A 25939-nucleotide genomic window follows, 5' to 3' on the forward strand; every position below is an offset into this window, starting at 1 on the left:
CTTGGGCTTGGGCCTTGGGCCTTGGGCTTGGGCCTTGGGCCTTGGGCTTGGGCCTTGGGCTTGGGGCTGGGGCCTTGGGCTTGGGGCTGGGGCCTGGGGGTTGGGGCTGGGGCCTGGGGGTTGGGGTTGGGGTTGGGGGTTTTTGGGGGCTGGGGGGTATGCAAAACGCCCTTCCACGGGAGGTGTGGAAGGGCGTGCGGTCATGGGGGGGTGGGGGTCTCACCCGCATGGGGGTCGGGGGGTGTCTCCCCGATGAGACCGATGCGAGCTGTGGGGGCATGGCGGCCCCGAAGGGGGCGGCGTGCGAACACGGCTCGTTATTTGTGGAGGTGCAGGGAATCGAACCCTGGTCCTACAGCAGTGAGACAGGTCTTCTCCGGGCGCAGCCTTGCGTGGCGTTTTCTCAGCCCCAGTGCTCTCGCAGGCAAGTCACTGACAGGCTCAGTCGCTGTTTGGTTTCCCCACCTCCCCCGCGACCGGGGCGGTGGGTTGAGTCTCCTAACGATGCCGGATCCTAGGTCGGAGACTCTCCTAGGCCGACAGAGTCGCTAACTCGCCTCAGGCGGCGAGGGCGAACTCAGTGCGCTTAGTGTTGGCACTTGTTGGTTTGCGATCTCGGGATTTACGAGGTCGTGATCGCAACCCTCGGCCCGCTTCTCCTGGCACGACTACCGCAGTCGAAACCAGTCACCCCCATGTTCAGTTATCAACGGCCCAATCGTATCTCCCCAACGCTCCCGACGCCAACGGCATTCCCGCCCACCCCGCCCGGGAGGGCGGGGCGGGGCACGGGGTCAGGAGGCCGGGGGTCCCGCGTCGTCGCCGCTGGGCAGCGCGCTTGAGGCGTTGATGAACGCCGACGCGATCTTGGCGGCGTCGACCTTGCCCTCGATGGCAAGGGCGATGCCGTAGGTGTTCTGGTAGTAGCCGACGAACCAGGAGACGGTCTTGCCGCTCTCGTCGGTGACGGTCGAGGAGAGCCCGCCCCCGTACTTGCGCCGGTCGGCGACCGCCGATTTCGCGGTCCCCTTCTTGACGCCGAGCGTCATGATCTTCTGCAGCTCCCTGAGCATGGTCGGCTCAACGAACCGCGCGGTGGCCGACGTGCTCGGCGGCGGGTCCTGGATCAGCAGGGGCTCACGCCACGTCCCGTTCTGCAGGGCGGCGGCGAACAGCGCCATCGTGAGCGGGCTGACCTTGACCTCGCCCTCGCCGACGGCGAAGCGCGCCTTGTCGGCCTCGGTGACGGGGTTCAGGCCGAGCGGCTTGGCGTGCCTGACGTTCGACAGGTCCCACGAGGTCTGCCCGTCGAGGCCGAACTTCTCCAGCGCGGTGGTGATCGCGACCGGGTCGAGCGTGGCCCCGTCGCGGGCGAGTGCGGTCCGGCAGCCCGCCGCGACGTTCAGGCCGAGGTTCGACTTGGCGCGCGGCTTCGACGCGGAGAACACGGCCCCGTCGACGGTCTCCTCCTCGGTGCACTCCGAGGCGGTCTCGGACTTCTGGCCCTTGGTCATCAGCGCCGCCGCGACGACGGGTGAGAAGGTCGTCCCCGGCGAGTACAGCCCCTCGAATGCCGCGTTCTTGCCCTCGGTGAGGTGGTTCGCCGCGGCGAGGATCTCGCCGGTCTGGCTGCGGATCGCCACGAGCGAGGCGGGCACTCCCAGCTCCCGGAGCGCGTTCTCCGCCCGCGCCTGGATGTCTCGCTCAAGCGTGGTCCGGACGGGCATCGGCTCGCGCGGCGTGAGGTCGTCCTGGCCCTGGACGGCCACCTCGGCGTCGGCCTGGCTGAAGTCGCGGATCTCCTTGCGGCGCGCGCCGTTGGCGTCGAGGATGACGACCTTGACGGCCGGCAGCGCCGCGAGCCGCCGCTGGAACAGCAGCTGCAGCCCGGACGCGCCGACGGTGTCGCCCGGCTGGTAGGGCGCGCCGACCTGGCTGAGCACGTCGTTGGTCGCCGGGCCGATGTGCCCGATCAGTTCCGCGGCCTGGATCGGCTGGGTCTCCAGGTCCTTGGTGCGCAGCTCCACGCCCGGGACCGCGCGCAGCTTGCGCGCCTCTGGGCTGTCGTTCGGGAACTCCGCGAGCCTGAGGAACGCGCGCGGCGGGGCCGAGGAGATCCGGCCCTTGAGCCGGTCCTTGTCCTGGTTGGTGATGTCGCCGAAGCCGTCGACCGTGGCGTCGACGTCGGTGAGCCGGTTGGGGATGACGCCGAACACGTCGGTCTTCACCGAGCGCAGCATCGTGCGGCCCTTGTTGTCCTGGATGACCTGCCGGTCGGCGACCTCGTTGACGACGGCGAGCCGCTCGCCCTCCTGGAGCTGCGGATGGATCACCGACGGGCTCCAGATGACCTTCCAGATCCCGTCGATCCGCTTGAGGTTCAACTGACCCTGGTACTCCAGCGGACGGCCGTTCTCACCGAGGTCGATGCGCACCTGGAAGCGGGCGGCGGCGGTCTCCGCGCCGGTCTTGTCGATGCGGCCCTTGTCGTCGGGGACGCCGGGAGTGCTCTCGGCGCGCAGCCGCAGCCGCAGCGACGCCGCGTCGAGCTGGGTCCGGACTGCCTCGAGCGCGCCCGCGACCTCGGCCGGGTCGCCGGTGGTGTGCGAGGCGGCCGCCTCGTAGTTCGACACCTGCCACGCGACGAGGAAGTCCTTGACCGTGGTGAACGGGGACGCCTGCGCGCACGCCGACAGCAGCGCCGCGAGCATCACCCCGGTCGTGCCCGCCCCGACGATCCTGCGTGTCCTGCTCACTTCACCGACCCCGGTTCCGCGCCCGCAGCGCCCGAGCCATCTCTCGGTCGGCGTCGCGCTTGGCAATGGTCTGCCGCTTGTCGTGGGACTTCTTGCCGCGGGCGAGTCCGATCTCGACCTTGGCTTTGCCGTCCTTGAAATACAGGGCGAGCGGGATGAGCGTCAATCCCGGCTCGTTCGTCTCCTTGAGGATCTTGTTGATCTCGCGCTTGTTCAGCAGGAGCTTGCGGGTGCGGCGGGCCGTGTGGTTGGTCCAGGTGCCCTGGGAGTACTCGGGGATGTGGATGTTGTACAGGTAGACCTCGCCGTGCCCGTCGACCGCGGCGTAGCCGTCGGCGAGGGACGCGCGGCCCTGGCGCAGCGACTTGACCTCGGTCCCGGTGAGCACCATGCCGGCCTCCCAGGTGTCCTCGATGTGGTAGTCGTACCGCGCCTTCTTGTTCTGGGCGATGTACTTCTGGCCCTGCTCCCGAGGCACTTGCTCTGCTCTCCCCTACCTAGGCTCCGGCCAGTCCCCTGAGGACGGTCCGGGCACGCTCCTCTGCGTCCGACTCCTCGGCCGCCACATCCGGTTCGACGCCGGTTCCCTCGAGATTATGGCCGTCGGGGGTCTCATAGCGACCCACGGTCAGCTCCACTGCCGAGCCGTCCGGGAGCCGCACCGGCTCCTGTACCGTCCCCTTCCCGAATGTCGGTGATCCTACGAGCACCGCCCTGTCGCGGTCGCGCAGGGAGCCCGCGACGACCTCGGCGGCGCTCGCGGTGCCCTGGTCGACAAGTACGACGACGGGAACACGCGGGTCGCCGGGCGATGTGACGGTGATCACCTCGGGCGGCGCGTCGTTGCCGTCATAGGTGACGACGGGCCCGTCGGCGAGGAACGCCGAAGCCGTCTCGACGGCCTCGGCCAGCAGCCCGCCCGGGTTCCCGCGAAGATCCAGCATGACCGCCGAACTCCCCGCGACGCCCTCACGCACCCGCTCGCCGACGCCGCGCGTGAACACCGCGACCCGGATGACGGTCAGGTCGTCCTCGCGTTCCACGCTCACGTCGCCGCTCTCCGGCTCTGGCCTGACGGTCTTGCCCTCACCGGCGAGCCATGCGGTGAAGTCGGCGAACTCCTGTGGCGGGTAGTAACGCGCCCAGGGGTCGCCGAGTTCCCGCACCATCGCCATCAGCGCGGCCTCGCGCAGCCTGTCGCGGCTCACCGGCCCTTCGGCGGCCGCCGCGATCGCCTCGACGGCGTCGTCGAGCACCCGGTCCGGGGACGCGCCGCCGGGGGACGCGCCGGGCTCGGCCGAGCCGGTCCGCGCGGGCTCGACCGACATCGCGCCGAGGGTGTAGGCGCCGAGCAGGGCGGCCACCACGGCCGCCCCGCGCACTGACCGCCGCGGCGTTGACACCCCAGCAGCTTAAATCTTCAGGTAGCGCCGCAGGGTCAGGAACGACGCGCCCGCGCACAGCAGCACACCGACGGCCATCGAGAAGATGATGACGCCCGCGACCTGCGTCCAGGTGAGCTGGGTGGCGAACTGGAGCGACTCCTGGAGCCTGTCGATCAGCAGCAGCTTGCTGCCGACCAGCAGCAGCGCCGCGATGACGCCGCCGAGCAGTCCGGCGATCGCGCCCTCAAGGATGAAGGGGAGCTGGATGTACATGTTGGACGCGCCGACCAGCCGCATGATGTTGGTCTCCCGGCGTCGGCTGAACGCCGAGAGCCGGACCGTGTTGCCGACGAGCAGGACCGCGGCGAACACCTGGATGAGCGCGATGAACAGCGCAGCCCATTGCAGGCCGCCCAGGATGCGGAACAGTTTCTCGAGCAGTTCGCGTTCGTTGACGATCTGGTCGACGCCCGGGGTGTTCTTCGACGCGCTGATCACCGAGGCGTAGTTGGAGGGGTCGACGAGCCGCACCCGCAGCGAGTCGGGGATGTCGCCCTCCTTGACGGCGGCGATCATGCCGGGGGTGTTGGCGAACAGCTCCTTGAAGCGCTCGAAAGCCTCGCCCTTGGTCTCGTAGTCGACCTCGGCGACCTCGGGCAGCTCCTTCAGCGTCGCGATGAGGTCCTCGCGCTGCTTCTGGGTCGCTTCCTTCTTGCCGCACGCCTGGTTGGAGCTGGTCTTCGCGCACAGGTAGATCGAGACGTTGACCCTGTCGTACCAGTAGGTCTTGGACGAGTCGACCTGCTTCTTGAGCAGCATGCCGGTGCCGAACAGCGCCATGGCGATCGCGACCGTGATGACGAGGGAGATCGTCATCGTCAGGTTGCGGCGCAGGCCGATCCAGATCTCCTGGAACACGAAGTAGAGTCTCATCGGGGAATTTTCCTCAGTATGCCTGGCCGTAGACGCCGCGCGACTGGTCCCGGACGACCCTGCCGTCCTCGAGCTCCACGACGCGTTTGCGGAAGGCGTCGACGATGGCGGCGTCGTGGGTGGCCATGACCACCGTCGTCCCGGTCCGGTTGATCCGGTCGAGCACCTTCATGATGCCGATGGACGTCGCCGGGTCGATGTTCCCGGTGGGCTCGTCGGCGAGCAGGATCATCGGGCGGTTGACGAACGCGCGCGCGATGGCCACGCGCTGCTGCTCGCCGCCGGACAGCTCGTCGGGCATCCTGTGCTGCTTGCCGTCGAGGCCGACGAGGTCGATGACCTCGGGGACGACCTTGTTGATGAACCTGCGGGGCTTGCCGATGACCTCGAGCGCGAAGGCGACGTTCTCGGCGACGTTCTTGTTGGGGAGGAGCCGGAAGTCCTGGAAGACGCACCCGATCCGGCGGCGCAGGTGCGGCACCTTCCAGTTCGTCAGCTTGCCCAGGTCCTTGCCTGCCACGTACACGCGTCCCTGGGACGGGCGTTCTTCCTTCAACACCATCCGCAGGAACGTCGACTTGCCCGACCCCGACGGACCCACCAGGAAGACGAACTCGCCCTTTTCGACGGCGACGTTGCAGTGCTGGAGGGCCGGCCGGTTCTGGTTCGGGTAGACCTTGGTGACGTTGTCGAAATTGATCACGGCTGCATCACGGTGCGCCAGTCTAGGGGCTGATGGGCCACGGTGTCCCCCTCGGAGTTGGCTCTGGAGCAGTCTAGGGGTGACACTGGCATGGATAGTCCTTCTTCCGGACATCTGCTTAGGCCGGTCATCGGAGGCCGCCGCGACGGAGCAAGGGAGGCGCGCCGTGAGCTGTGAACACCTCATCTGCGCCCGATGCGCACACCCCGTGGAAGAGGGCAACTGCCCGTCCTGCCGGGCGGCCCGTGCCCGTCTCCACCACCACGGACCGACCCCTCAGCAGCTGATGGTCTTCATGCTCCTGCTGCTGCTCCTCGCCTTCTCCCTGGCCCTGCCGCACCTGACGGGCTGAGCCAGACGGGCTGAGCCGGGCCGGGCCCGGATCAGTTGTCGCCGTCGCCGGCCTCGGCCTTGCGGAGCCAGCGGATCTCGGCCTCGAGGAAGTCGTCGATCCAGCCGTCGAGGACGCGCTCGGGGTTGCCCTCCTCGTGCAGGGTCCGCAGGTCCTTCACCATCTGGTACGGGTGCACCACGTAGGAGCGGATCTGGGTGCCCCAGGAGCTGGTTCCCTCGCCGCGCAGCTTGTTGAGCTCGTCGGCCTCCTCCTGGCGCTTGCGCTCCAGCAGCTTGGCCTGGAGCACGTTCATCGCCGACGCCCGGTTCTGCAGCTGGGAGCGCTCGTTCTGGCACGAGACGACGATGCCGGTGGGCAGGTGGGTGATGCGCACCGCGGAGTCGGTGGTGTTGACGCCCTGGCCGCCGGGCCCCGACGACCGGTAGACGTCGATGCGCAGGTCGTCCTCGTTGATGTCGACGTGGTCGCTCTGCTCGACCACGGGCACGACGTCGACGCCCGCGAAGGAGGTCTGGCGGCGGCCCTGGTTGTCGTAGGCGGAGATGCGGACCATGCGGTGCGTGCCGTGCTCGCCGCGCAGGGTGCCGTAGGCGTAGGGGGCCTTGATCGCGAAGGTGGTGGACTTGATGCCCGCCTCCTCGGCGAAGGACGTCTCGTAGACCTCGGCCGGGTAGCCGTGGCGTTCGGCCCAGCGCAGGTACATGCGCTGGAGCTGCTGGGAGAAGGCCGCGGCGTCGACGCCGCCGGCCTGGGCGTTGATGGAGACCAGCGCCTCGCGGGCGTCGTAGTCGCCGGACATGAGGGTGCGCACCTCGAGGGAGCGCATCTCGGTCGCCAGCGTCTGGAGCTCGGCGTCGGCCTCGGCGCGGGTGTCGGCGTCGTCCTCCTCGGCCGCCATCTGGTAGAGGACCTCGAGGTCCTCGAGACGGCCGCGCAGCGCCTCGACCTTGCCCAGCTCGCTCTCCAGGCTGGAAAGCCGGCGGGTGACGCTCTGCGCGTGCTCCTGGTCGCTCCACAGGTCCGGGTCGGCGGCCTGGTCGCGCAACTCGGCGATGTCGCGCCGCATCACTTCCAGGTCCATCACCGCCTCGATGCCGGTGAGGGTCGCGCCCAGCTCCTTGATCTGATCCATGGGGTCGATGGCTGCCACCCGTCAAGCTTATCCGCTGGCCGTGGCGCGCCGGGCAGCGCGTGGTGATGGCACAATCTGACGCCATACCCGTCGAGACGCGGCGCGACACGCGCGCCAGACCGCCAGAAGGGGGCGCCGTGCGGATTTCCGCGATCTGCGCCGCCCTGCTGTTCGCCGCTGCCTGCTCGGGGGGGCCGACGCCGTCGCGCGGCACGTCGGTTCCGGTGGCCGTGACCAGCGCTTCAGCCCCCGAGACCGCCCAGGAGCTGACGCCGGAGAGCGCCGCCGAGGCGTTCCGCACCTGGACCGTCAACGACGACCTCGCCCGCGCCTCGGCCGACGGCCTGCTCGCCCAGGCGTGGTCCGACGACTCGCAGCTCGCGGTCGACGCCGCCGAGTTCCGCGCCGCGGCCGCCGCAGGAACCGCGCCGAAGCGGCACACCTTCGGGAAACCGACGCTGTGGGTCCCCCGGGTGACGGGCTTCCCGCAGTGGTTCGTCGCCTCGGTCGAGCGCGACGGCAAGCGGGTGCTGCTGGCGTTCATCCGCAAGAACGCCGAGTCGAGGTTCAGGCTCAGCCTCGCGGTCACCCCCGGCAAGGGCGTCAAGCTGCCCAAGGTCCCCCTTGACGACGACGGCTACGCCGCCCGCGTCGCCGCCGACGACCAGCAGGGCCTGCTCACCAGCCCCGGCGCGGTCGCCTCGCTCCAGGCCGCGGTGGCCGACGAGGGCCCGCGCAGCTTCTCGGCCCGTGTGTTGAAGGAGGGCCCGTACACGACGGGTCTGTTCACCGCGAACCAGAAGGCGGCGCAGAAGGCCGCGAAGAACGGCTTCGAGCGGACGAGCACGTTCACCGTCCCGGTCCTACCGGTGTTCGCGCTGCGCACCGCCGACGGCTCGGCCCTCGTGCTCTACCCGCTGACGTGCGACACCGCGACGGCACGGGACGACGCCGCCGACACCGCGCCCGTCCCTGCCCCCAAGGAGTTCGCGCACCTGCTGCCCGGCGGCGACACCGAACTGCTCGACGCCGTCACGCTGCACGAGATCGGGAGCCTGCAGTTCGCGGCGGTCGTGCCGGTGCACAAGGGCGGCGACGAGCGTCCCAAGGCCGTCGTCATAGCGCGCGGCGGCGCGGTGACTCGGATCAATTCATCCTGAACGCAGTGTGATCGGCCATGCACTGTGCGATGCTTCCGGGCGACGCACAGTCCATCACCCAGCGAGGCACTTCATGCGCACTGCGTACACGGCACTTGCCGTCATCCCGCTCATCCTCAGCTCCGCGTGCGGCGGAGCGGACAAGGCAGGCGACGCCGACGCGCCTCCAGCGCTGACCCTGGACAAGGCGAAGACAGTACTCACCGACTACCAGACGACGGCCGCCAAGGCCGCGGGCGCGCTCGACCCCGCGCTGCTCGCGCCGGTCGAGACCGGGCCGCAGCTGGAGATGGACACCGCCGCCTACAAGCTGCTGAAGGCGACCGACAAGAAGGCGACGGCGGTGTCCTACACCGACCCGATCTTCTACATCCCGCGCGTCTCCGGCGGCCAGCAGCGGTGGTTCGCCGTCGACGCCCAGTCCGGCACGGACACCCGGCACGCGCTGCTGTTCGTGGAGGAGGGCGACGGCGGCTCGTGGAAGCTCGCCGCCGACCCGCAGCGCAAGGAGACGACCCCGCTCAAGGGCGTCACCCTTGACGAAGAGGGCTTCGCCGAGTCGGCCACCGACGGCCTCGCCCTCCAGCCCGCCCAGCTCGCCGAGGCGCACGCCACGCTGCTGACCGACGGCCCGCAGGCCGCGGGGGCGGCGGGCCTGGCGGCGGGCCCGCAGACGACCGACACGCACGCGATGATCCAGAAGATCGACAGCGGGCTCGGCCAGGCGGGCGTCGCCTTCTCCACCACGTTCACGCCCGCCAGCGCGTCGACGTACGCGCTGCGCACCGACGACGGCGGCGCGTTCGTCTGGTACGTGCTGCGCCAGGAGGAGAGCTACAAGGGCGACAAGGTGCCCGTCGCGGGCGACCTCCTCGGCCTCGCGCCCAAGGGCAAGGTGAAGAACCTGACCGCCACCACGCTCATCCAGTACCTCGCGGCGGTCCCCACGACCGGCGACGCGCAGGTGGCCGCGGTGAGCCGCAAGGCCGTGGAGGCCACCGCCTCCTGACGGCCCCCCGGCGCGCCGATGCGGGGCGATTCGACCGCTGCCCCGTCCCGCACCGGCGTTGAAATGCGAAGGGCGCCCCCGCCGGGGGCGCCCTTCGTGCTCGGTACCGCGCGCTAGTCGGGCAGGGTGCTGGCGCGGACGAGCGTGCGAATCGCGCGCAGCGCCACCGACAGCGTCGCCAGGTCGTAGCTGTCGCTCTCCCAGATCTCCGAGAGCATCTGGCCCGACCTGCGCACCGCCGCCTCGTTGCGCAGGTTCCACGCCGCGACGCGCGCCTCCGGGTCGCCGGACGGGGTGTTCACCAGGACGTCCCTGGCCAGCTCGGCGTGCGCGGCGTACAGGTCCTCGCGCAGCGCCGAGCGGGCCATCGCCTTCCACCGGTCGTCGCGCGAGAGGGCGAAGATCCGCTCGCGCAGCCGCGCGAGCTGGAGCCGGTCGCCGAGGTCGAAGTACACCTCGGCGACCTCTTCGACGGGCTTGCCGGTCTCGTGCGCGACCTCCACGAGGTCGAGCGTCGAGTACGCGGCGACCATGATCGAGGCGCGCTCGGCGAGGTCGAGCGGCACGCCCCACTCGACGTACATGTCACGCCGCTCCACGAACGCCTCGCGGTCGCGTCCGGACAGCAGGCCGGGCAGGGCGGTCTGGAGCGTGCGCGCCCCGTCGCGGAACCTGGCGATGGACGCGCGGATGTCGAACGGCGGCCGCCGGTTCGCGACCAGCCAGCGGGTCGCCCGCTCGGTGAGCTTGCGCGCCTCGAGCAGCAGCTTGATCTGCGCGGCCTGCTCGACCGACCCGCCGATGGCCTCGACGTCGGCCCAGTACCGCTGCATGTCGAACACGTCGCGGGCCACAAGGTAGGCGCGCGACAGGTCGGCCGGCGACGCGCCCGTCTCCTCGTTCAACCGGAAGATGAACGTGGTGCCCGAGTTGTTGACGACGTCGTTCACCACCTGGGTGGTGATGATCTCGCGGCGCAGCGGGTGCTCGTCCATCGCCCTGCGGAACCGCTCGCGCAGCGCCGACGGGAAGTACTGGACGAGCCAGTCCTCGAGGTAGGGGTCGTCGGGCAGGGTCGAGCCGGTGATCTCGGCGTCGAGGGTGAGCTTGGTGTAGGCGAGCATGATCGAGATCTCCGGGGAGACCGGACCCTGGCCCGCCTGGCGGCGCTCGGCGATCGTCTTGTCGTCCGGCAGCGCCTCGAGCCTGCGGTTGATGCTGCCCTCGCGCTCCAGCTTGCGCAGGTAGCGGGCGTGGACGTGCATCATGCTCGCGGCCTGCGACCGCGTCGCGCCGATCACGACGTTCTGCCGTGTGTTGTCGCGCAGGACCATCTCGCCGACCTCGTCGGTCATCTCGTCAAGGAGCGCGTCACGCTGGCGCAGCGTGAGGTCGCCGTCGCGGACGACCTTGTCGAGCAGGATCTTGATGTTCACCTCGTGGTCGGAGGTGTCCACGCCGGCGGAGTTGTCGATGAAGTCGGTGTTGATCAGGCCGCCCTGGCGGGCGAACTCGATCCTGCCGAGCTGGGTCAGGCCGAGGTTGCCGCCCTCGCCGATCACCTTGCAGCGCAGGTCGCCGCCGTCGACCCGGACGGGGTCGTTGGCCTTGTCGCCGACGTCGACGTTGCTCTCGGTCGACGCCTTGACGTAGGTGCCGATGCCGCCGTTCCACAGCAGGTCGACCGGGGCCAGCAGGGCCGCCCTGATCAGCTCGAACGGGGTCAGCGCCGCGACGTCCTCGCCGATGTCGAGCGCCGCGCGCATCTGCGGGGTGATCCTGATCGACTTGGCCGAGCGCGGGAACACCCCGCCGCCCTCGGAGATGAGCGAGGTGTCGTAGTCGGCCCACGAGCTGCGCGGCATCTCGAACAGCCTGCGGCGTTCGGCGAACGACAGCGCCGGGTCGGGGTCGGGGTCGACGAACACGTGCCGGTGGTCGAACGCGCACACCAGCCTGATGTGCTCCGACAGCAGCATCCCGTTGCCGAACACGTCGCCGGACATGTCGCCGATCCCGACGACGGTGAAGTCCTCGGTCTGGGTGTCGCGGCCGAGCGTGCGGAAGTGGTACTTCACCGACTCCCACGCGCCGCGCGCGGTGATGCCCATCTCCTTGTGGTCGTAGCCGACCGAACCGCCCGAGGCGAACGCGTCGCCGAGCCAGAAGCCGTAGTCGGCGGCGACGCCGTTGGCGATGTCGGAGAACGCCGCGGTGCCCTTGTCGGCCGCGACGACGAGGTAGGTGTCGTCGCCGTCGTGCCTGACGACGTCGGGGGCCGGCACGACCTTGCCGTCCACGAGGTTGTCGGTGAGGTCGAGCAGGCCGGAGATGAACTCCTTGTAGCAGGCGATGCCGTCCGACAGCCACTGGTCGCGGTCGACCGCCGGGTCGGGCAGCCGCTTGCCGACGAACCCGCCCTTGGCCCCGGCCGGGACGATGACCGTGTTCTTCACGGCCTGCGCCTTGACCAGGCCGAGGATCTCGGTGCGGAAGTCCTCGCGCCGGTCCGACCAGCGCAGGCCGCCGCGCGCGACCGACCCGAACCTCAGGTGGACGCCCTCGACCCGCGGCGAGTAGACGAAGATCTCGAACTTCGGCTTCGGCTCGGGCAGCTCGGGGATGCGCGAGGGGTCGAACTTCAGCGACAGGTACGGGCGGCGCTGGAAGAAGTTGGTGCGCAGCGTGCCGCGGATCATGTCGTAGAAGCTGCGCAGGATGCGGTCCTCGTCGAGGCTGGCGACCTCGTCGAGCATGCCGGACAGCTCCTCGGCGATCGCGTCGCTGCGCTCCTGCGCGCCGGCCGTCAGCGCGGGGTTGAGGCGCGACTCCCACAGCCGCACGAGCAGCCTGGTGATCGCCGGGTTCCCCCGGAGCGTGTCCTCGATGTAGTGCTGGGTGAAGTTCGTCCCGATCTGGCGCAGGTACTTGGCGTACGCGCGCAGCACCATCGCCTGCTCCCAGGTGAGCCCGGCGTGCAGGACGAGCGCGTTGAACCCGTCGCTCTCGACCTCGCCGCGCCACAGCGCCATGAGCGCTTCCTGGAACAGGCCCTTGAGGCGGCCCTCCTCCACGTCCGTGACGGAGTGGCGCAGGCCCAGGTCGTAGATGAAGAAGCGGCTGCGGTCGCTCGTGCTGATCTCGTACGGGCGCTCGTCCACCACCTCGACGCCCATGTTCTGCAGCAGCGGCAGCACATGCGACAGCGAGATCGGCTCGCCCCGGTGGTAGATCTTCAGCCGCACCTCGCCGGGACCCGCCTCGTACGGCTCGTAGAGGCTCATGGTGGTCTCGGCGGACTCGTCGAGGGTCTCCAGCCTGCGGAGGTCGGCGACCGCCGTACGGGCCGGGAAATCGGCCTTGTAAGCCTCCGGGAACGCCTCACCGAACCGCGCCGACAGCGCGCGGGCCGGCTCCTCCCCCACCTGGGCGACGATCGCCTCGGCGAGGTCGTCCGACCACGAGCGGGTCGCGGCCGCGAGCCTGGTCTCCAGCTCGTCGGGGTCGACGTCGGGCAGCTCACGGCCGCGCGCGCCGCGCACCACCACGTGCAGCCTGGCCAGCTGGCCCTCGGTGACCTGGGCGCTGTAGTCGACCGCGACGCCGTCGAACGCGCGGCGCAGGATCTCCTGGATGCGCAGCCGGATCTGGGTGGTGTACCTGTCGCGCGGGAGGTAGACCATGCACGACATGTAACGGCCGTAGTCGTCCTTGCGCAGGAACAGCTTCAGCCGACGCCGCTCGCGCAGACGCAGCACGCCCATAGCGATGCGGACGAGGTCGTCGACCGAGGTCTGGAAGAGCTCGTCGCGGGGGTAGTCCTCGAGGATCTCGATGAGGTCCTGGCCGTCGTAGGACTCGGGGGTGACCTCGGCGCGCTGGAGGACCTCGTCAAGCTTGCGCTTGAGGACCGGGATGTGGGAGATCGACTCGGAGTAGGCGACATGGGTGAAAAGCCCGAGGAACCGGCGTTCGCCGACGACCTCGCCGCCCTCGAACCGCTTGACGCCGATGTAGTCGAGGTAGTGCGGCCGGTGGACCGTCGCGCGGCTGTTGGCCTTGGTGAGGATCAGCATCTTCGGCTCGCGCGCCTTGGCCCGCACCTCGGGCGGCATCGCGGCGAAACTGCCGGACTCCTGCTTCTCCTCGCGCAGGATGCCCAGGCCCGTGCCGGGGACGGGGACGAGCGTGGTGCCGTCGTCTGACAGGTCGTAGTCGCGGTAGCCGAGGAAGGTGAAGTGGCCGTCGGCGAGCCAGTCGAGCAGCTCGACGCCCTCGGCGATCTCCTTGTCGGGCAGCGGCGGCGGGGAGTCGCGCACGTCGAGCGCGATCTGGCCGGCGAGCGACTGCATCATCGGCTCGTCCTCGTCGGCCATGTAGACGTCCTTCAGGACGCGTTCGAGGTCGGCCTTGAGCTCAGCGAGGACGTCGGGTTCTGTCGTGCGGTCGATCTCGATGTGGAGCCACGACTCGTCCACGTCGTCCAGGATGTCGCGGCTGTGGCGGAACGCGACGAGCCTGCCGTCGGCGTCCCGGTCGACGCCCATCAGGGGGTGCACGATCAGGTGGACCGACAGGCCGTGCCGGTTCAGCTCCATCGTCAGCGAGTCGATCAGGTACGGCATGTCGTCGGTGACCGCCTGCACCACACTGTGCCCCGGGTCCCAGCCGTACTCCTCGACACCGGGGGTGAACACCCGCAACAGCGTCTGCCCGGGTTTGCGGCGCTCACCGAAGTGCCGGTGCCCGAGCGCCGGCCCGCACACGTCGGCCGGATCGCGGGACAGCAGGTCCTCGGGGGGAACCTGCCGGTAATAAAGCCTAAGGAAGTCAAGGACCTGCTCGATCTCGTGCGGCTTCGCGCACGTCTGCGCCGCCCGGCGCAACAGATCGTCCTTGGCATCGTCGAATGTGCCCATGGTCGAGCGTCCCTTTCATCACTCCGTTGTGATGCAAGCAAGCCTATTGTCTGGGCCTGGCGGCCGTGCGCCATAAAGCCCAGCGCTGCCCCTCCGGCCCGGGGGGCCTACGGGACAGCACTGGGCGCGCACGGCCGCCAGGCCCGGTGTCTTCACTATCGGGAGAGAAGCCCGGCCCAGCATTCCTTGCAACCCTCACGGGTGCCCTTTGCGCGGACCTCTCCCGGTGACCATGCAGGACAGTGCGGCGTGGGCAGCGTTCGTGCACCCCGCACGGGGTGCCCTGGGCGGTCCGCGGGGAACCCCGGGCGGCCGTGGGTTAGGGTTCGGCGCCGCCGCCGGTGCCGGGTTCGGCGGTGGTGGGCGGGGTGGTGGGCGGGTCGGGGTCCTGGGTGGGGGGGGGTGGTGGGGGGATCCGTGGGCGGGTCCGGGGGGTCCGGGGGCTCGGTCGGGTCCGGGTCGTTGGTGGTCTGGGAGGGCTTGGGGGTTGGCTTCGTCGGCTTGTCCGAGGGGGTCTCGGACGGCTTCGTCGGGGTGGGGGTCGTGGTGTAGTACGTCTCCACGCCGCTCGGGTCGGTCGTCTTGAACGTGCTCGGGGCGTCGGCGGGACGGCTGCGGGTGCCGTCCGTCGACGTGCCGGGCGCGGACGGGGCCGACGGCTCGGCCTGGGCCGACGTCGAAGAGATCTTGTAGATGACGAAGCCCGCGCCGCCCGCGGTGAACACCGCGAAGGACACCGCGGCCGCCGTGATGAACCACGGGACCTTGGCCGCGCGGCGCGCCTTGCGCGCCTCGCGCCTCGGGTAGACGCCCGGAGCCGCCGGAAGCTCACCGCCGCGCGCGGCCCACTCGGCGGGGCTGACGCCGCCCACCGCGGTCCGCGACGGGTCGAGCGACGTCGCCGTCGGATCGGCCTGGACGGCCAGGGCCGCGCCCGCGTTCAGGATCGCGGCCGTCGGCTCGTCGCCGCTCGCGATCACCGGGGTCGGCGCGTCGGCGTGGCCGAGCAGCCGCATCAGCACGTCGCGGGTGGACGGGCGGTCCTCGGCGTTCTTGGCCAGGCAGTCGAGGATCAGGGCGCGCATCGAACCCTGGAGCGATCCCAACTCGGGCTCGTGGTTGGCGATGCGGTTGATCACCGCCATGATCGTGTCCTGGCCGAACGGCGGCTCCCCGGTGGCCGCGTAGACCATCGTGGACGCCCAGCAGAACACGTCGGCGGCGGTGCTGACCTCCTCGCCCTCGACCTGCTCTGGCGACATGTACGACGGGGTGCCGATCACCCGGCTCGTCAGGGTCGTGGAGGAGCTGAGCGCCTTGGCGACGCCGAAGTCGATGACGCGGGGGCCGTCGGGGCCGAGCAGGACGTTGTGCGGCTTGAAGTCGCGGTGGATGATCCCGGCCTGGTGGATCGAGACCAGCGCCGTCGCGGTGCCGACCGCGAGGCGTTCCAGGTCGGCCTCGTCGAGCGGGCCGTCCTGCTGGACGCGCAGCTGGAGGCTCGGGCCGGGGACGTACTCGCTGACCGTGTAGAACTGGTCGCCGTCGGAGCCGACGTCGTACAGGCGCGCGGTGCAGAACGGCGCGACCTTCTTCGCGACCTCGACCTCGCGCAGGAACCTGGCGCGCGCCTTGTCGTCGGCCTCGAGGTGCAGCAGCTTGATCGCGCGCGGCTCCCCGCCGTCCTCGTGCCGGCCCAGGTAGACGACCCCCTGGCCGCCTTCGCCGAGCCGGCCCTCGATCCGGTACTGGCCAAGGCGCAGCGGATCATTGGACCGAAGCTCCGCCACCATCGTTGGTCTTCCCCCGTCGTCGCCGCCTTACGGCACCCTTCAAGGTGCACCGAGCCCGGCACTCACCCCGCCGCACTCGCCCGTGTGTCGCATGGACTGTACAGCTGTGGGGTGTGCGGGCGCAGTAGAGCACCTTTTTGCACCACCACAGCACAGGACGCCCCAAGACCCCCCAACCGTTGCCCGGAGCCGAGAATTACTTTCCCGCGCCGGACCTGACCTGGATTTTCCTGATCCCCGCTCCCCGCGTCGGTGACTTACCTCACATTGTGCCATGTGGGGAACTTCCGGTGGGGCTCTGACGTGCGCGGTCGCCGTCCCGTCAGAAATCCACGGGGGTCGACGACGCCTTGACCTCGGGCGCAGGAGGGGTGCGAGTGCTTCGTGAGGAAAGGGTGACGGCACGGCGACGGAACCGTCGCGGTTTGGTGACGTCGCGCCAAGACGCGCGGGAACGCCGCGTGGAGTACCGCCCATGACGTCCGGAAAAGGCCCGGGAAAACGCCCGGTCAAGGACGGTCAGGGACGGTCAGGGACGGGTGAGGCGGTCGAGTGCGGCGATGACCGCGCGGGTGTCGGCGAGGGTCGGGACGACCTCGTCCGCGCCCGCCGCGCGCAACTCGGTCTCGGTCGCCGCGCCCGTCGCGACGCCGAGGCAGCGCGCGCGGGCGATCTGGGCGGCCCGCACGTCGAGGGGGTGGTCGGCGACCAGGACCGTGGCGGACTCCGCGATCGTCGTCTTGTAGGCGGCCGCCGCCTTGATCCGCGACGTCTCGATCGTCGCGCCCTTCGGGTAGACCGGCGAGAAGTACCCGCCCACCGACAGGTCGAGATGCCGGTCGAGCCCGAGTTCGGCGAGCTTGATCCGCGCCGTCGCCTCGAGCGACCCCGTCAGCACCGACTGCACCGCGCCCGGCAGCCGCGCCGCCGCCTCAAGCGCCTCGGCCGCCCCCGGCAGCGCCCGCGCGTGCGCCCGCACCTTGTCCCGCCGCACCGCGAACGCCCGCTCCAACGCCGCGGTGAACGCGTCGAGATGATCGTCATCGGTGACGACCCCGTTGAACGCCAACGTCTCGAACACCACCTCGGACTCCGTCCGCCCCGCCTGCGGCGCCATCCGCACCATCGCCGCCCCCGTGACCTCCCGAAACGCCTCCGCATACGCCTCCCGCGAAACCCTCCCCGCATCCACAAGCGTCAAATCCACATTCCACAGAACCAACCGATGACGACGCACAGTGCATTATTGCCCGGACTCCGTCCGGCCGGTGATTGGGCGCCGGGAAGTCGCCGTCTTCCCTCCGGTCTGCTCGCCTGGCGGCTCACAGACCTCCGGTCCAGACGGCGACGCGCCCAATCACTCTGGGGAGTAAGGCCAGAGGCCGTGGCCCCGGCTGAGGTGGAACCCTCGCGGGCGTGTATGGCACGAGGCCGTGGGCCCGGCTGAGGTGGAACCCTTGCGGGGACGTTAGGGCACGGGGTTGTGGGCCTGGCTGGGCCGGGACGTTGTTGGCGGTTAGCGGTGCATGTGGGGGTAGGTGGGGTTGGTGGGGGGGTTGAAGGTTTCTTTTAGGGAGCGGGGGTTCAGCCAGCGGAGGAGGTTGAAGAGGGAGCCGGCCTTGTCGTTGGTGCCGCTGGCGCGGGCGCCGCCGAAGGGTTGCTGGCCCACTACGGCGCCGGTGGGTTTGTCGTTGATGTAGAAGTTGCCGGCGGCGAAGCGGAGGCGGTCGGCGGCGTGGGCGGCGGCGGCGCGGTCGCGGGACATGATCGAGCCGGTGAGGGCGTAGTCGGAGACCGACTCCATCTGGGTGAGCATGTCGTCGTAGCGCGCCTCGTCGTAGACGTGGACGCCGAGGATCGGGCCGAAGTACTCCTTGGTGAAGATCTCGTCGGCGGGGTCGTCGGAGGTGAGGATCGTCGGGCGGACGAAGTAGCCCTGGCTGTCGTCGTAACGCCCGCCCGCGACGAGCTCGACCCCGTTCGTCCCGGCCCGTTCGATGGCCGTCCGGTGCTTGGCGAAGGCGCGCTCGTCGATGACCGCGCCCATGAACAGCGACAGGTCCTCCGCGACGTTCCCCATCGTCAGCGCCTCGGTCGCCGCGACGAGCTCGTCCTTGATCTCCCGCCACATGCCGCGCGGGATGTAGGCGCGCGACGCCGCCGAGCACTTCTGCCCCTGGTACTCGAACGCGCCGCGCACGAGCGCCGTGACGAGCGCGGCGGGGTCGGCGCTCGGATGCGCGACAACGAAGTCCTTGCCTCCGGTCTCCCCCACGAGCCTCGGATACGAGCGGTAACGCGAGATGTTCGCGCCGACCTCGCCCCACAGCCGCTGGAACGTCCCCGTGGACCCGGTGAAGTGGATGCCCGCGAGGTCCCGGTGCGTGACGGCGACCTCGGAGACCGCCTCGTGGTCGCCCGTCAGCAGGTTGACGACCCCCGGCGGCAGCCCCGCCTCCTCAAGCAGCCGCATCGTGAAGTGCGCCGCGAACTGCTGCGTAGGCGACGGCTTCCAGACGACGACGTTGCCGAGCAGCGCAGGGGCCGTCGGAAGGTTCCCCGCGATGGACGTGAAGTTGAACGGCGTGATCGCCAGCACGAACCCCTCAAGCGGCCGGTACTCCATCCGGTTCCAGACGCCAGGGGAGTTGCCCGGCTGTTCGGACAGGATCTGCCGCGCGTACGCGACGTTGAACCGCCAGAAGTCGATCAGCTCGCACGCCGCGTCGATCTCCGCCTGCACCGGGCTCTTGGACTGGCCGAGCACGGTCGCGGCGTTGAGCACCTGCCGCCACGGCCCGGCAAGGAGGTCGGCGGCGCGCAGGAAGATCGCGGCGCGGTCGTCGAAGCTGAGGGCGCGCCACCCGGGCGCGGCGGCCTTCGCGGCCTCGATCGCGGCGGCGGCGTCGGCGGGCGTCGCGTTGTTCATCCGTCCGAGGACGTGCCCGTGGTTGTGCGGCTCCACGACGTCGATGGGCCGTCCGGCCCCCGGCCTGCGCTTCCCGCCGATCGTCAGCGTCAGCTCGAGGCTCGCCGAGCCGAGCTCCTTGATCTCGGCCTCCAGGGCCGACCGCTCGGCGCTGCCCGGCGCGTACGACTTCACCGGCTCGTTGTGCGGCGCGGGGACGTGGGTGACGGCATCCATGATCCGGTCACTACCCCATGTGACGGACACTTCAACCGTCCGTCACATGACTCAGCCGGCCAGCACCCAGCGCTTGCCCTTCAACCGCATCACATACCTCTCGACGCCCGGGGCCGCCGCAGCCCCGAGCGGCCATACGAACTCCGAGCCTTTGAAGACCCAGACGTTCGCGCCTTCCCCCGCCTCCGGCCGACCCACCTTCACCGCGCGCAGCCTCTCCCGGTCCTCCGCCGACAACCCCTTCACCCAGGACGCGCAGGGGCCGCCCAGGACGTCACGGGCGTAAGCCGGGGCCACATTGGCGCATACCTTCTTACGGCCCGCTCCAGCGCCGCGTAGGACCCGCTGGAGGACCTTGCGCGCCTTGGTCCCGCCCGAAGGGGCCGCGGTCCCGTCGGGCGACGCGCCGCCGCCGTCCTGGAAGAGGGGGAGTTCGGGCTCCGGCGTGATCGGCGGCATCACCTGTTCCGCCTCGGCCGCGCACGCGGCGAGCAGCAGCGCCGCGCATCCCGCGACGACAGCTCTCGCCAGCACGTCAGACCCCTTTCCGCGCCGGTGAACCTACCGCCGGGAAAGGGCCCGCGTCCAACCCTGGCGCGCGGGCCTACAGCGCCGCGGTGATTCCGGTCCCCCGGTCCGGCCCGCCGGGCACGTCGACGGGCAGCCTGCCCTGCGGCACGGCCTTGCCGGTGAGCACCTTGGCCAGCCCGCGCAGCGACACCGCGCTCGACGAGTACGTCGCGACCGCCGCCTGCGCGTCGCCGGTGTGCCGCAGCCCGTACGGGCTCCCGAGCACCACCGCGACGACCTTGCGCCGCCCCGCCAGCGCGCTAAGCGAAGACGCGGTAGCCGACGTAGGCGTAATGCTCGTAACGACGTGCGTAGGCGACTCGGCCCCGCCGATCTTGACGCCCTCCGCCTTGAGCGCCGCCGTGATCTTGTCAGCCTCCGGCCCGGTAACGAAGACCTTGCCCTTGAGCGGCAGCACCTTCTTGTCCCGGATGACGGTCACCGCCCGGGTGGCCACGTCAAGCGCCGTCGCCCGGTGCTCGGGCGTCCGCTGCGCCGCGGCGGCCGCGGCCGGGTCTGCGGCGGTCCCCGCGAACAGCCCCCGGTTCTCCTTCAGCGTGAGGACCCTGATGACGGCGGCGTCAAGGGCGTTCTGCGAGATCCGCCCCTTCTTGACCGCCTTGAGGAGTGCCGCATGGGTCTTCACCGGGTCCGGCGGCATGAGCAGGATGTCCGCCCCGGCCAGCACCGCCCGCACCGCCGCCTCGGGCGCGCCGCCCTCGACCTGCGCCCCCGCCATCGACAGCGAGTCGGTGACGATGACGCCACGGAACCCCATCTGCTCGCGCAGCACCCCGGTGAGGATCTTCTTCGACATCGTCGCGGGCTTCTTCGACCTGTCGAGCGCCGGGACGACCAGGTGCCCGGTCATGATCGCGTCGACGCCCGCCTCGATCGCCGCCTGGAACGGCGGCCGGTCAAGCTCCTGCCACTGCTTGACGGTGTGGTCGATCTCGGGGAGCCCGGTGTGGCTGTCGACGGCGGTGTCGCCGTGCCCGGGGAAGTGCTTGGCGACCGCCGCGACCCCCGCCGTCCGGTACCCGTCGACGGCGGCCGCCGCGAACTGCCCGACCGACGCCGGATCCGACCCGTACGACCTGACCCCGATGACGGGATTGCGCGGGTCGACGTTGACGTCGGCGACCGGCGCGAAGTTGAGGTTCACCCCGACGGCCTTCAGCTCGGCCCCCGTCGTCAGCGCCGCCTGACGGGCCAGCTCGGGGTCGCCGGTCGCGCCGAGCGCCATCGCGCCGGGGAACGGGGTCGCGAAGACCGTGCGGGAGACGATGCCGGTCTCCTCGTCCACGCCGAGCAGCAGCGGGATCTTCGACGCGCCCTGCAACGCCTCGGACAGCTCGGCGGCCTTGCGCGGGGTCTTGAGGTTGCCGGGGAAGTAGATGAACCCGCCGATGCCGTAGTCCTTGACGAGCTTCGCGCCGGCGGCGGCGTCGCTGACCGTCGGCAGCAGCAGCTGGCCGACCTTCTCCGAGACGGTCATCTGCGCGACGAGGGTCGCCGCGAGCGGGACGGGGTCGGGCGTGGGCGTCGCCGTCGGCTGGTCCACCCGCCCGTTCCCGTCCCCCGACCCCGCCGAGCACGCGGCGAGCACGGTGCACCCGGCGAGGGCCACGGCGGTGAGCCGCGCGCCGGGCCGTGCGGAAATACGTGTCCTCATGACGACTCCCCCCATGCACAGGGGAGGGTAGTACCCGTCCGCACCGTCCGACGCCGTCCCACACTCCGGGCGGGGGCGCCTTTGCCCGAACCTGCCCGGACGGCCGCCGGTTCAGGCCACGGCCAGACGGCGGATCGCCATCCGCGCGGCCCCGGCGGCCCCGTCGCCGGCCTGGCACGGCTCGCTCGAGAACCGCTCGCGCAGCCCCGCCCTGACGAGGTCGGCCACCATGCCGCCGCCGAGCACCGAGCCCGCCATGACGACGGGTGCGGCCGGGTCTCCCAGGGCGGGGGTGATCGCGTCGACGTCGAGCAGGAGGGAGTCGGCGGCCTCACGGACGATCCTGAGGGCGACCTCGTCGCCGAGTTCGGCGGCGGAGCTGACGACGGGCCCGACCTTGCCGAGCGCGGCGGGCGGGGCCCCGTAGACCTCCTTGAGGATCGCCTGGGGCATCGCCGACGGCGGCGCGGGGCGTCCGAATCCCGTCGGCTCGTGGCCGCTTCCGGCCAGCACCAGCGGCCTGGGGCGGAGGCCGGCGAGCACCTCGGGTCCCAGCAGCGCCTCGGGCACCATCCGGGATAGTAGAGTTTCGGGCCCTCTGCCATCCATTGCGGCGAGTGCCGCCTTTACCCCCTGGCGTCCGATCCAGACGGCGGAGCCCTCGTCCCCGAGGAGATAGCCGTAGGCGTCCGCGCGGGCGACGATCTCGCCGTCACGGATGACCGCCGCGCCCGCGCCGGTCCCGGCGAAGACCACGATCCCGGACGCCGCGGTCGTCCCCGACGCGAAGTTGATGGCGATGTCGGTGAAGACCTCGGGCTGCCCGGCGATACCGAGCTTCTCCCAAGCGCGCTGGGACGCCGAGACGAGCACGGGACGCCCGGCCGCACCGGCCCCGGCGATGCCGAAGACGCCGCCGCGCACCGAGGCGGGGTCGAACCCCGCCATGGCCTCGGCCAGCGCCTCCCCCAGGGCCCGCTCCGGGTCCCCTCCGGAGTTCGGGTTGGCCCCCGGCCCCCTTCCCTCCCCGACGACGGTGCCGTCGAGCGTCGCCAGGGCGCACCGCGTGTGCGTCCCCCCCGCGTCGATCCCCACGACGTACGGTTCCCTGCCGGACGGCGGCGCGGTCAGCAGACCGGTCAGGCCGCCGGAGCCCGGCACGTCGTTCGGGCTGGCGAAATCACTCATCACATCACGTCCGTAAAGACTTAGGCGTTGACGCGACAAACCCCTTGTAAGAAACTTTCTTCCATGAGGAAACCCGAAGGTCAAGACACGGGACACCAGGAAGCGGGACACGCAGCACCTCCACTGAGCACGGTGGTCAGAGTCCGGTCACTGCTGCCGTCCCTCCCGCCCGCGGAACGACGGGTCGCCCAGCGGGTGGTCGACGACCCCGAAGGGGTGGCGGGCTCGACCATCACCGAGCTGGCCCAGGCGTGCGGGACCTCGGAAACCACGGTCATCCGGTTCTGCCGGGCGATCGGCTTCAACGGATACCCGGAGCTGCGGCTGACGCTCGCCACCGAGGCCGGGCGCGCCCAGTCCGCTTCCGGCGGAAGGGTGGTCGGTAGTGACATCGGACCGGATGACTCTCTCGAAGACGTGGTGGAGAAGGTCACCTTCGCCGACGCCCGCGCGGTGGAGGAGACCGCGGCGCAACTCGACCTCACGACCCTGGCACGGGTCATCGACACGGTCGTGGCGGCCCGCCGCGTCGACGTGTACGGCGTAGGCGCAAGCGCCTTCGTCGCCCTCGACTTCCAGCAGAAGCTGCACCGCATCGGCCACACCTCCTATGCGTGGTCCGACGCACACATCATGCTGACGAGTGCGGCAGTTCTCCAGCCGGGAGACGTAGCAGTAGGCATCTCGCACAGCGGCACCACCGTCGAAACGTTGGACGCCCTGCACGTGGCGGCCGGGCGTGGCGCGACGACCATCGCGCTGACCAACTTCCCCAAGAGCCCCATCGCCGAGCTCGCCGACCTCGTCCTGACGACGGCGGCACGCGAGACGACCTTCCGTTCGGGCGCCACGGCGAGCAGGCTCGCCCAGCTCACGGTCATCGACTGCGTGTTCGTCGGCGTCGCGCGGCAGACCTACGAGCCGACCAGGCAGGCCCTGGAAGCCACCTACACCGCAGTCCACGGCCGCAGTGTCCGGCCGGAGAGGAAGAGGCGATGACCGATCCGACAAGCCCCCCCGCCCCCGCCAACATCCCCCCCGACCTGCCGAAGAACGAGCTGCCGAAGAACGAGCGGACTCCCGGCGCGCAGCGGACCGTCAACCTGCCGATCGACCTCCCGACCGAGCGGCGCAACCCCCGGACCGCCGAGATCGACACCCTGCCGACCCTCGAGGTGCTGCGCCGGATCAACACCGAGGACGAGCGGGTGGCCAAGGCCGTCGCCGAGGTGCTCCCCCAGATCGCCGAGCTCGCCGACCTGGCCGTCGCGGCCCTGCGCCGGGGGAACCGGGTGCACTACTTCGGCGCGGGCACGTCGGGCCGTCTCGGCTTCATCGACGCCGCCGAGCTCCCCCCGACCTACGGCACGCCCCCCGAGTGGGTCGTGGCGCACCACGCGGGCGGCACACGGGCGCTGTCGTGCGCGGTCGAGGGCGTCGAGGACGACGTGGCGCTGGGCGCGTCGGACGCGGCGGGCCTGCGCCGCGGCGACGTCGCCATCGGCATCGCCGCGAGCGGCACCACGCCGTACGTGGTCGGCGCGCTGCGGCACGCCGCCGAGATCGGCGCGGCGACGGGGCTGATCTCGGCGAACCCGTCGTCGTGGTTCGGGCGCGAGGTCGACGTGCACGTCCCGCTCGACACCGGCCCCGAGGTGATCAGCGGCTCCACGCGGATGAAGGCGGGCACCGCGACGAAGATGGTGCTGAACGCGTTCTCCACCACCGTCATGATCCGGCTCGGCCGCACCTACTCGAACCTGATGGTGAGCGTCAACGCGCTCAACTCCAAGCTGCGCAGACGCCTCATCCGCATCCTCGTCGAGGCGACCGGCCTCGACGCGCGCACCTGCGAGCACGCGCTCGCCGAGGCCGGCGGCGACACCCGGGTCGCGCTCGTCACGCTGCTCGCCGACGTTCCCCCCGCCCGCGCCGCCCGCGCCTTGGAGGACGCGGGAGGCGCGGTGAGGGAGGCGCTGCTGCTCCTGGGGGACGTCAGGAGAGATACGGCCTGAGCTCCTGCCTGGCCAGCGTCCGGACATGCACCTCGTCCGGGCCGTCGAACAGCCGCATCGCACGGACCCACGTGTACATCGCCGCGAGCGGCGTGTCGTCGGAGACCCCCGCCCCACCGTGAACCTGGATCGCCCGGTCGATGACCTCGTGCGCGATCCGCGGGACCACCACCTTGATGGCCGCGATCTCGGTGCGCGCGCCCTTGGCGCCGTGCCTGTCGATCAGCCACGCGGTCTTGAGCGTGAGCAGCCGGGCCTGCTCGATCGCCATCCGCGACTCGGCGATCTGCTGCTGGACGACGCCCTGCGCGGCCAGCGGCTTGCCGAACGCGACGCGGTCGGCGGCCCGGCGGCACATGAGCTCGAGGGCGCGCTCCGCCATGCCGAGCGCGCGCATGCAGTGGTGGATGCGGCCCGGGCCGAGGCGCGCCTGGGAGATGAGGAACCCGTCGCCCTCCTCGGCGATCAGGTTCGACGCGGGCACCCGCACGTCCTCGAAGCGCAGCTCGCAGTGGCCGTGCTGGTCGTGCCGGCCGAACACGGGAAGGTCGCGCACGACGGTGAAGCCGGGGGTGTCGCGCGGCACGAGCACCATCGACTGCTGGCGGTGCGCGGGGCCGTCGGGGTCGGTCTTGCCCATCACGATGAAGATCTTGCAGCGCTCGTCGGCCGCGCCGCTGATCCACCACTTGCGGCCGTTGATGACGTACTCGTCGCCGTCGCGCACGATGCTGAGCGTGATGTTGGTGGCGTCGGAGCTGGCGACGTCGGGCTCGGTCATCGCGAAGGCCGAGCGGATCTCGCCGTTCAGCAGCGGCTCGAGCCATGTCTTCTTCTGCTCGGCGGTGCCGAACATGTGCAGGACTTCCATGTTGCCCGTGTCGGGGGCCTGGCAGTTCAGCGCCTCGGGCGCGATGTCGGGGCTGCGCCCGGTGATCTCGGCGAGGGTCGCGTACTCCAGGTTCGACAGGCCGCCGAGGTCGGGCAGGAACAGGTTCCACAGGCCGCGGCTGCGCGCCTCGGCCTTCAACTCCTCGACGATCGGGGGCAGCGCGTGCGGGTCGTTGACCGCGCGCCACTCGGCGTAGACCTGCTCTGCCGGATAGACGTGGGAGTCCATGAACTCCAGCAGCTTGGCCTGGTATTCGGCGGCTTTCGGGCTCAGTTCGAAGTCCATGCCGGAAGTCTCGCACCCGCCGGT

General features: G+C 70.7%; 19 protein-coding genes and 1 other RNA gene. 5 read left to right on the forward strand and 15 right to left on the reverse strand.

Annotated elements, in window-relative coordinates:
• Positions 1–321: 321 nt before the first annotated feature.
• From ssrA to ftsE, 6 genes are all read right to left on the reverse strand, one after another.
• Positions 322–695: a transfer-messenger RNA gene (gene ssrA, locus R9X44_RS32455) on the reverse strand.
• A gap of 99 nt (positions 696–794) precedes the next feature.
• Positions 795–2756, reverse strand: coding sequence for a penicillin-binding transpeptidase domain-containing protein (locus tag R9X44_RS32460; protein WP_319818186.1), 1962 nt, complete (start codon positions 2754–2756; stop codon positions 795–797).
• Between the two features lies 1 nt (position 2757).
• Complete coding sequence (gene smpB / locus R9X44_RS32465; protein WP_319818187.1) at positions 2758–3234, reverse strand: SsrA-binding protein SmpB; 477 nt, start codon at positions 3232–3234, stop codon at positions 2758–2760.
• Between the two features lie 19 nt (positions 3235–3253).
• On the reverse strand, positions 3254–4159 hold the full coding sequence (locus R9X44_RS32470; RefSeq protein WP_319818188.1) for a S41 family peptidase: 906 nt from the start codon (positions 4157–4159) through the stop codon (positions 3254–3256).
• A gap of 9 nt (positions 4160–4168) precedes the next feature.
• Positions 4169–5074, reverse strand: coding sequence for a permease-like cell division protein FtsX (gene ftsX / locus R9X44_RS32475; protein ID WP_319818189.1), 906 nt, complete (start codon positions 5072–5074; stop codon positions 4169–4171).
• 13 nt (positions 5075–5087) lie between these two features.
• Positions 5088–5777, reverse strand: coding sequence for a cell division ATP-binding protein FtsE (gene ftsE / locus R9X44_RS32480; RefSeq protein WP_319818190.1), 690 nt, complete (start codon positions 5775–5777; stop codon positions 5088–5090).
• Positions 5778–5943: 166 nt separating this feature from the next.
• On the opposite strand from ftsE, the gene R9X44_RS32485 reads away from it, so the two are divergent.
• A complete protein-coding gene (locus tag R9X44_RS32485) occupies positions 5944–6129 on the forward strand; it encodes a hypothetical protein (RefSeq protein ID WP_319818191.1) in 186 nt (61 codons plus the stop codon).
• Positions 6130–6160: 31 nt separating this feature from the next.
• Here R9X44_RS32485 and prfB read toward each other — a convergent pair whose 3' ends face one another.
• Positions 6161–7282, reverse strand: a complete 1122-nt coding sequence (gene prfB / locus R9X44_RS32490; protein ID WP_319818192.1) for a peptide chain release factor 2 — start codon at positions 7280–7282, stop codon at positions 6161–6163.
• Positions 7283–7401: 119 nt separating this feature from the next.
• Between prfB and R9X44_RS32495 the strand changes: the two genes are divergently transcribed.
• Both R9X44_RS32495 and R9X44_RS32500 read left to right on the forward strand, forming a co-directional pair.
• A complete protein-coding gene (locus R9X44_RS32495) occupies positions 7402–8424 on the forward strand; it encodes a hypothetical protein (protein ID WP_319818193.1) in 1023 nt (340 codons plus the stop codon).
• 73 nt (positions 8425–8497) lie between these two features.
• The gene (locus R9X44_RS32500; RefSeq protein WP_319818194.1) at positions 8498–9433 is read left to right on the forward strand and encodes a hypothetical protein; all 936 of its coding nucleotides are present in this window, start codon (positions 8498–8500) and stop codon (positions 9431–9433) included.
• A gap of 113 nt (positions 9434–9546) precedes the next feature.
• Here R9X44_RS32500 and R9X44_RS32505 read toward each other — a convergent pair whose 3' ends face one another.
• From R9X44_RS32505 to R9X44_RS32535, 7 genes are all read right to left on the reverse strand, one after another.
• Entirely contained in the window at positions 9547–14352 is a 4806-nt protein-coding gene (locus tag R9X44_RS32505; RefSeq protein WP_319818195.1) for an NAD-glutamate dehydrogenase, read from the reverse strand.
• Between the two features lie 155 nt (positions 14353–14507).
• Complete coding sequence (locus R9X44_RS32510) at positions 14508–16145, reverse strand: serine/threonine-protein kinase (protein WP_319818196.1); 1638 nt, start codon at positions 16143–16145, stop codon at positions 14508–14510.
• Between the two features lie 529 nt (positions 16146–16674).
• Complete coding sequence (locus tag R9X44_RS32515; RefSeq protein WP_319818197.1) at positions 16675–17382, reverse strand: HAD family hydrolase; 708 nt, start codon at positions 17380–17382, stop codon at positions 16675–16677.
• A gap of 279 nt (positions 17383–17661) precedes the next feature.
• A complete protein-coding gene (gene pruA / locus R9X44_RS32520; protein ID WP_319818198.1) occupies positions 17662–19290 on the reverse strand; it encodes an L-glutamate gamma-semialdehyde dehydrogenase in 1629 nt (542 codons plus the stop codon).
• Between the two features lie 51 nt (positions 19291–19341).
• A complete protein-coding gene (locus R9X44_RS32525; protein ID WP_319818199.1) occupies positions 19342–19824 on the reverse strand; it encodes a hypothetical protein in 483 nt (160 codons plus the stop codon).
• Positions 19825–19894: 70 nt separating this feature from the next.
• Entirely contained in the window at positions 19895–21535 is a 1641-nt protein-coding gene (locus R9X44_RS32530; protein ID WP_319818200.1) for a glycoside hydrolase family 3 protein, read from the reverse strand.
• A gap of 111 nt (positions 21536–21646) precedes the next feature.
• A complete protein-coding gene (locus R9X44_RS32535) occupies positions 21647–22723 on the reverse strand; it encodes an N-acetylglucosamine kinase (RefSeq protein WP_319818201.1) in 1077 nt (358 codons plus the stop codon).
• 63 nt (positions 22724–22786) lie between these two features.
• On the opposite strand from R9X44_RS32535, the gene R9X44_RS32540 reads away from it, so the two are divergent.
• Both R9X44_RS32540 and R9X44_RS32545 read left to right on the forward strand, forming a co-directional pair.
• Positions 22787–23722 (forward strand): MurR/RpiR family transcriptional regulator, encoded by a 936-nt coding sequence (locus R9X44_RS32540; protein WP_319818202.1) that lies wholly within the window; start codon positions 22787–22789, stop codon positions 23720–23722.
• Positions 23719–24738: an N-acetylmuramic acid 6-phosphate etherase gene (locus tag R9X44_RS32545; RefSeq protein ID WP_319818203.1), complete on the forward strand. Its 1020-nt coding sequence runs from the start codon at positions 23719–23721 to the stop codon at positions 24736–24738. Before R9X44_RS32540 ends, R9X44_RS32545 begins: the two co-directional genes overlap by 4 nt.
• Here the strand turns inward: R9X44_RS32545 and R9X44_RS32550 are convergent.
• Positions 24719–25915, reverse strand: coding sequence for an acyl-CoA dehydrogenase family protein (locus R9X44_RS32550; RefSeq protein ID WP_319818204.1), 1197 nt, complete (start codon positions 25913–25915; stop codon positions 24719–24721). The genes R9X44_RS32545 and R9X44_RS32550 overlap by 20 nt on opposite strands.
• Positions 25916–25939 lie beyond the last annotated feature (24 nt).

Origin of the sequence: Actinocorallia sp. A-T 12471 (assembly GCF_033875155.1) — a bacterium.
Lineage (GTDB): Bacteria > Actinomycetota > Actinomycetes > Streptosporangiales > Streptosporangiaceae > Actinocorallia.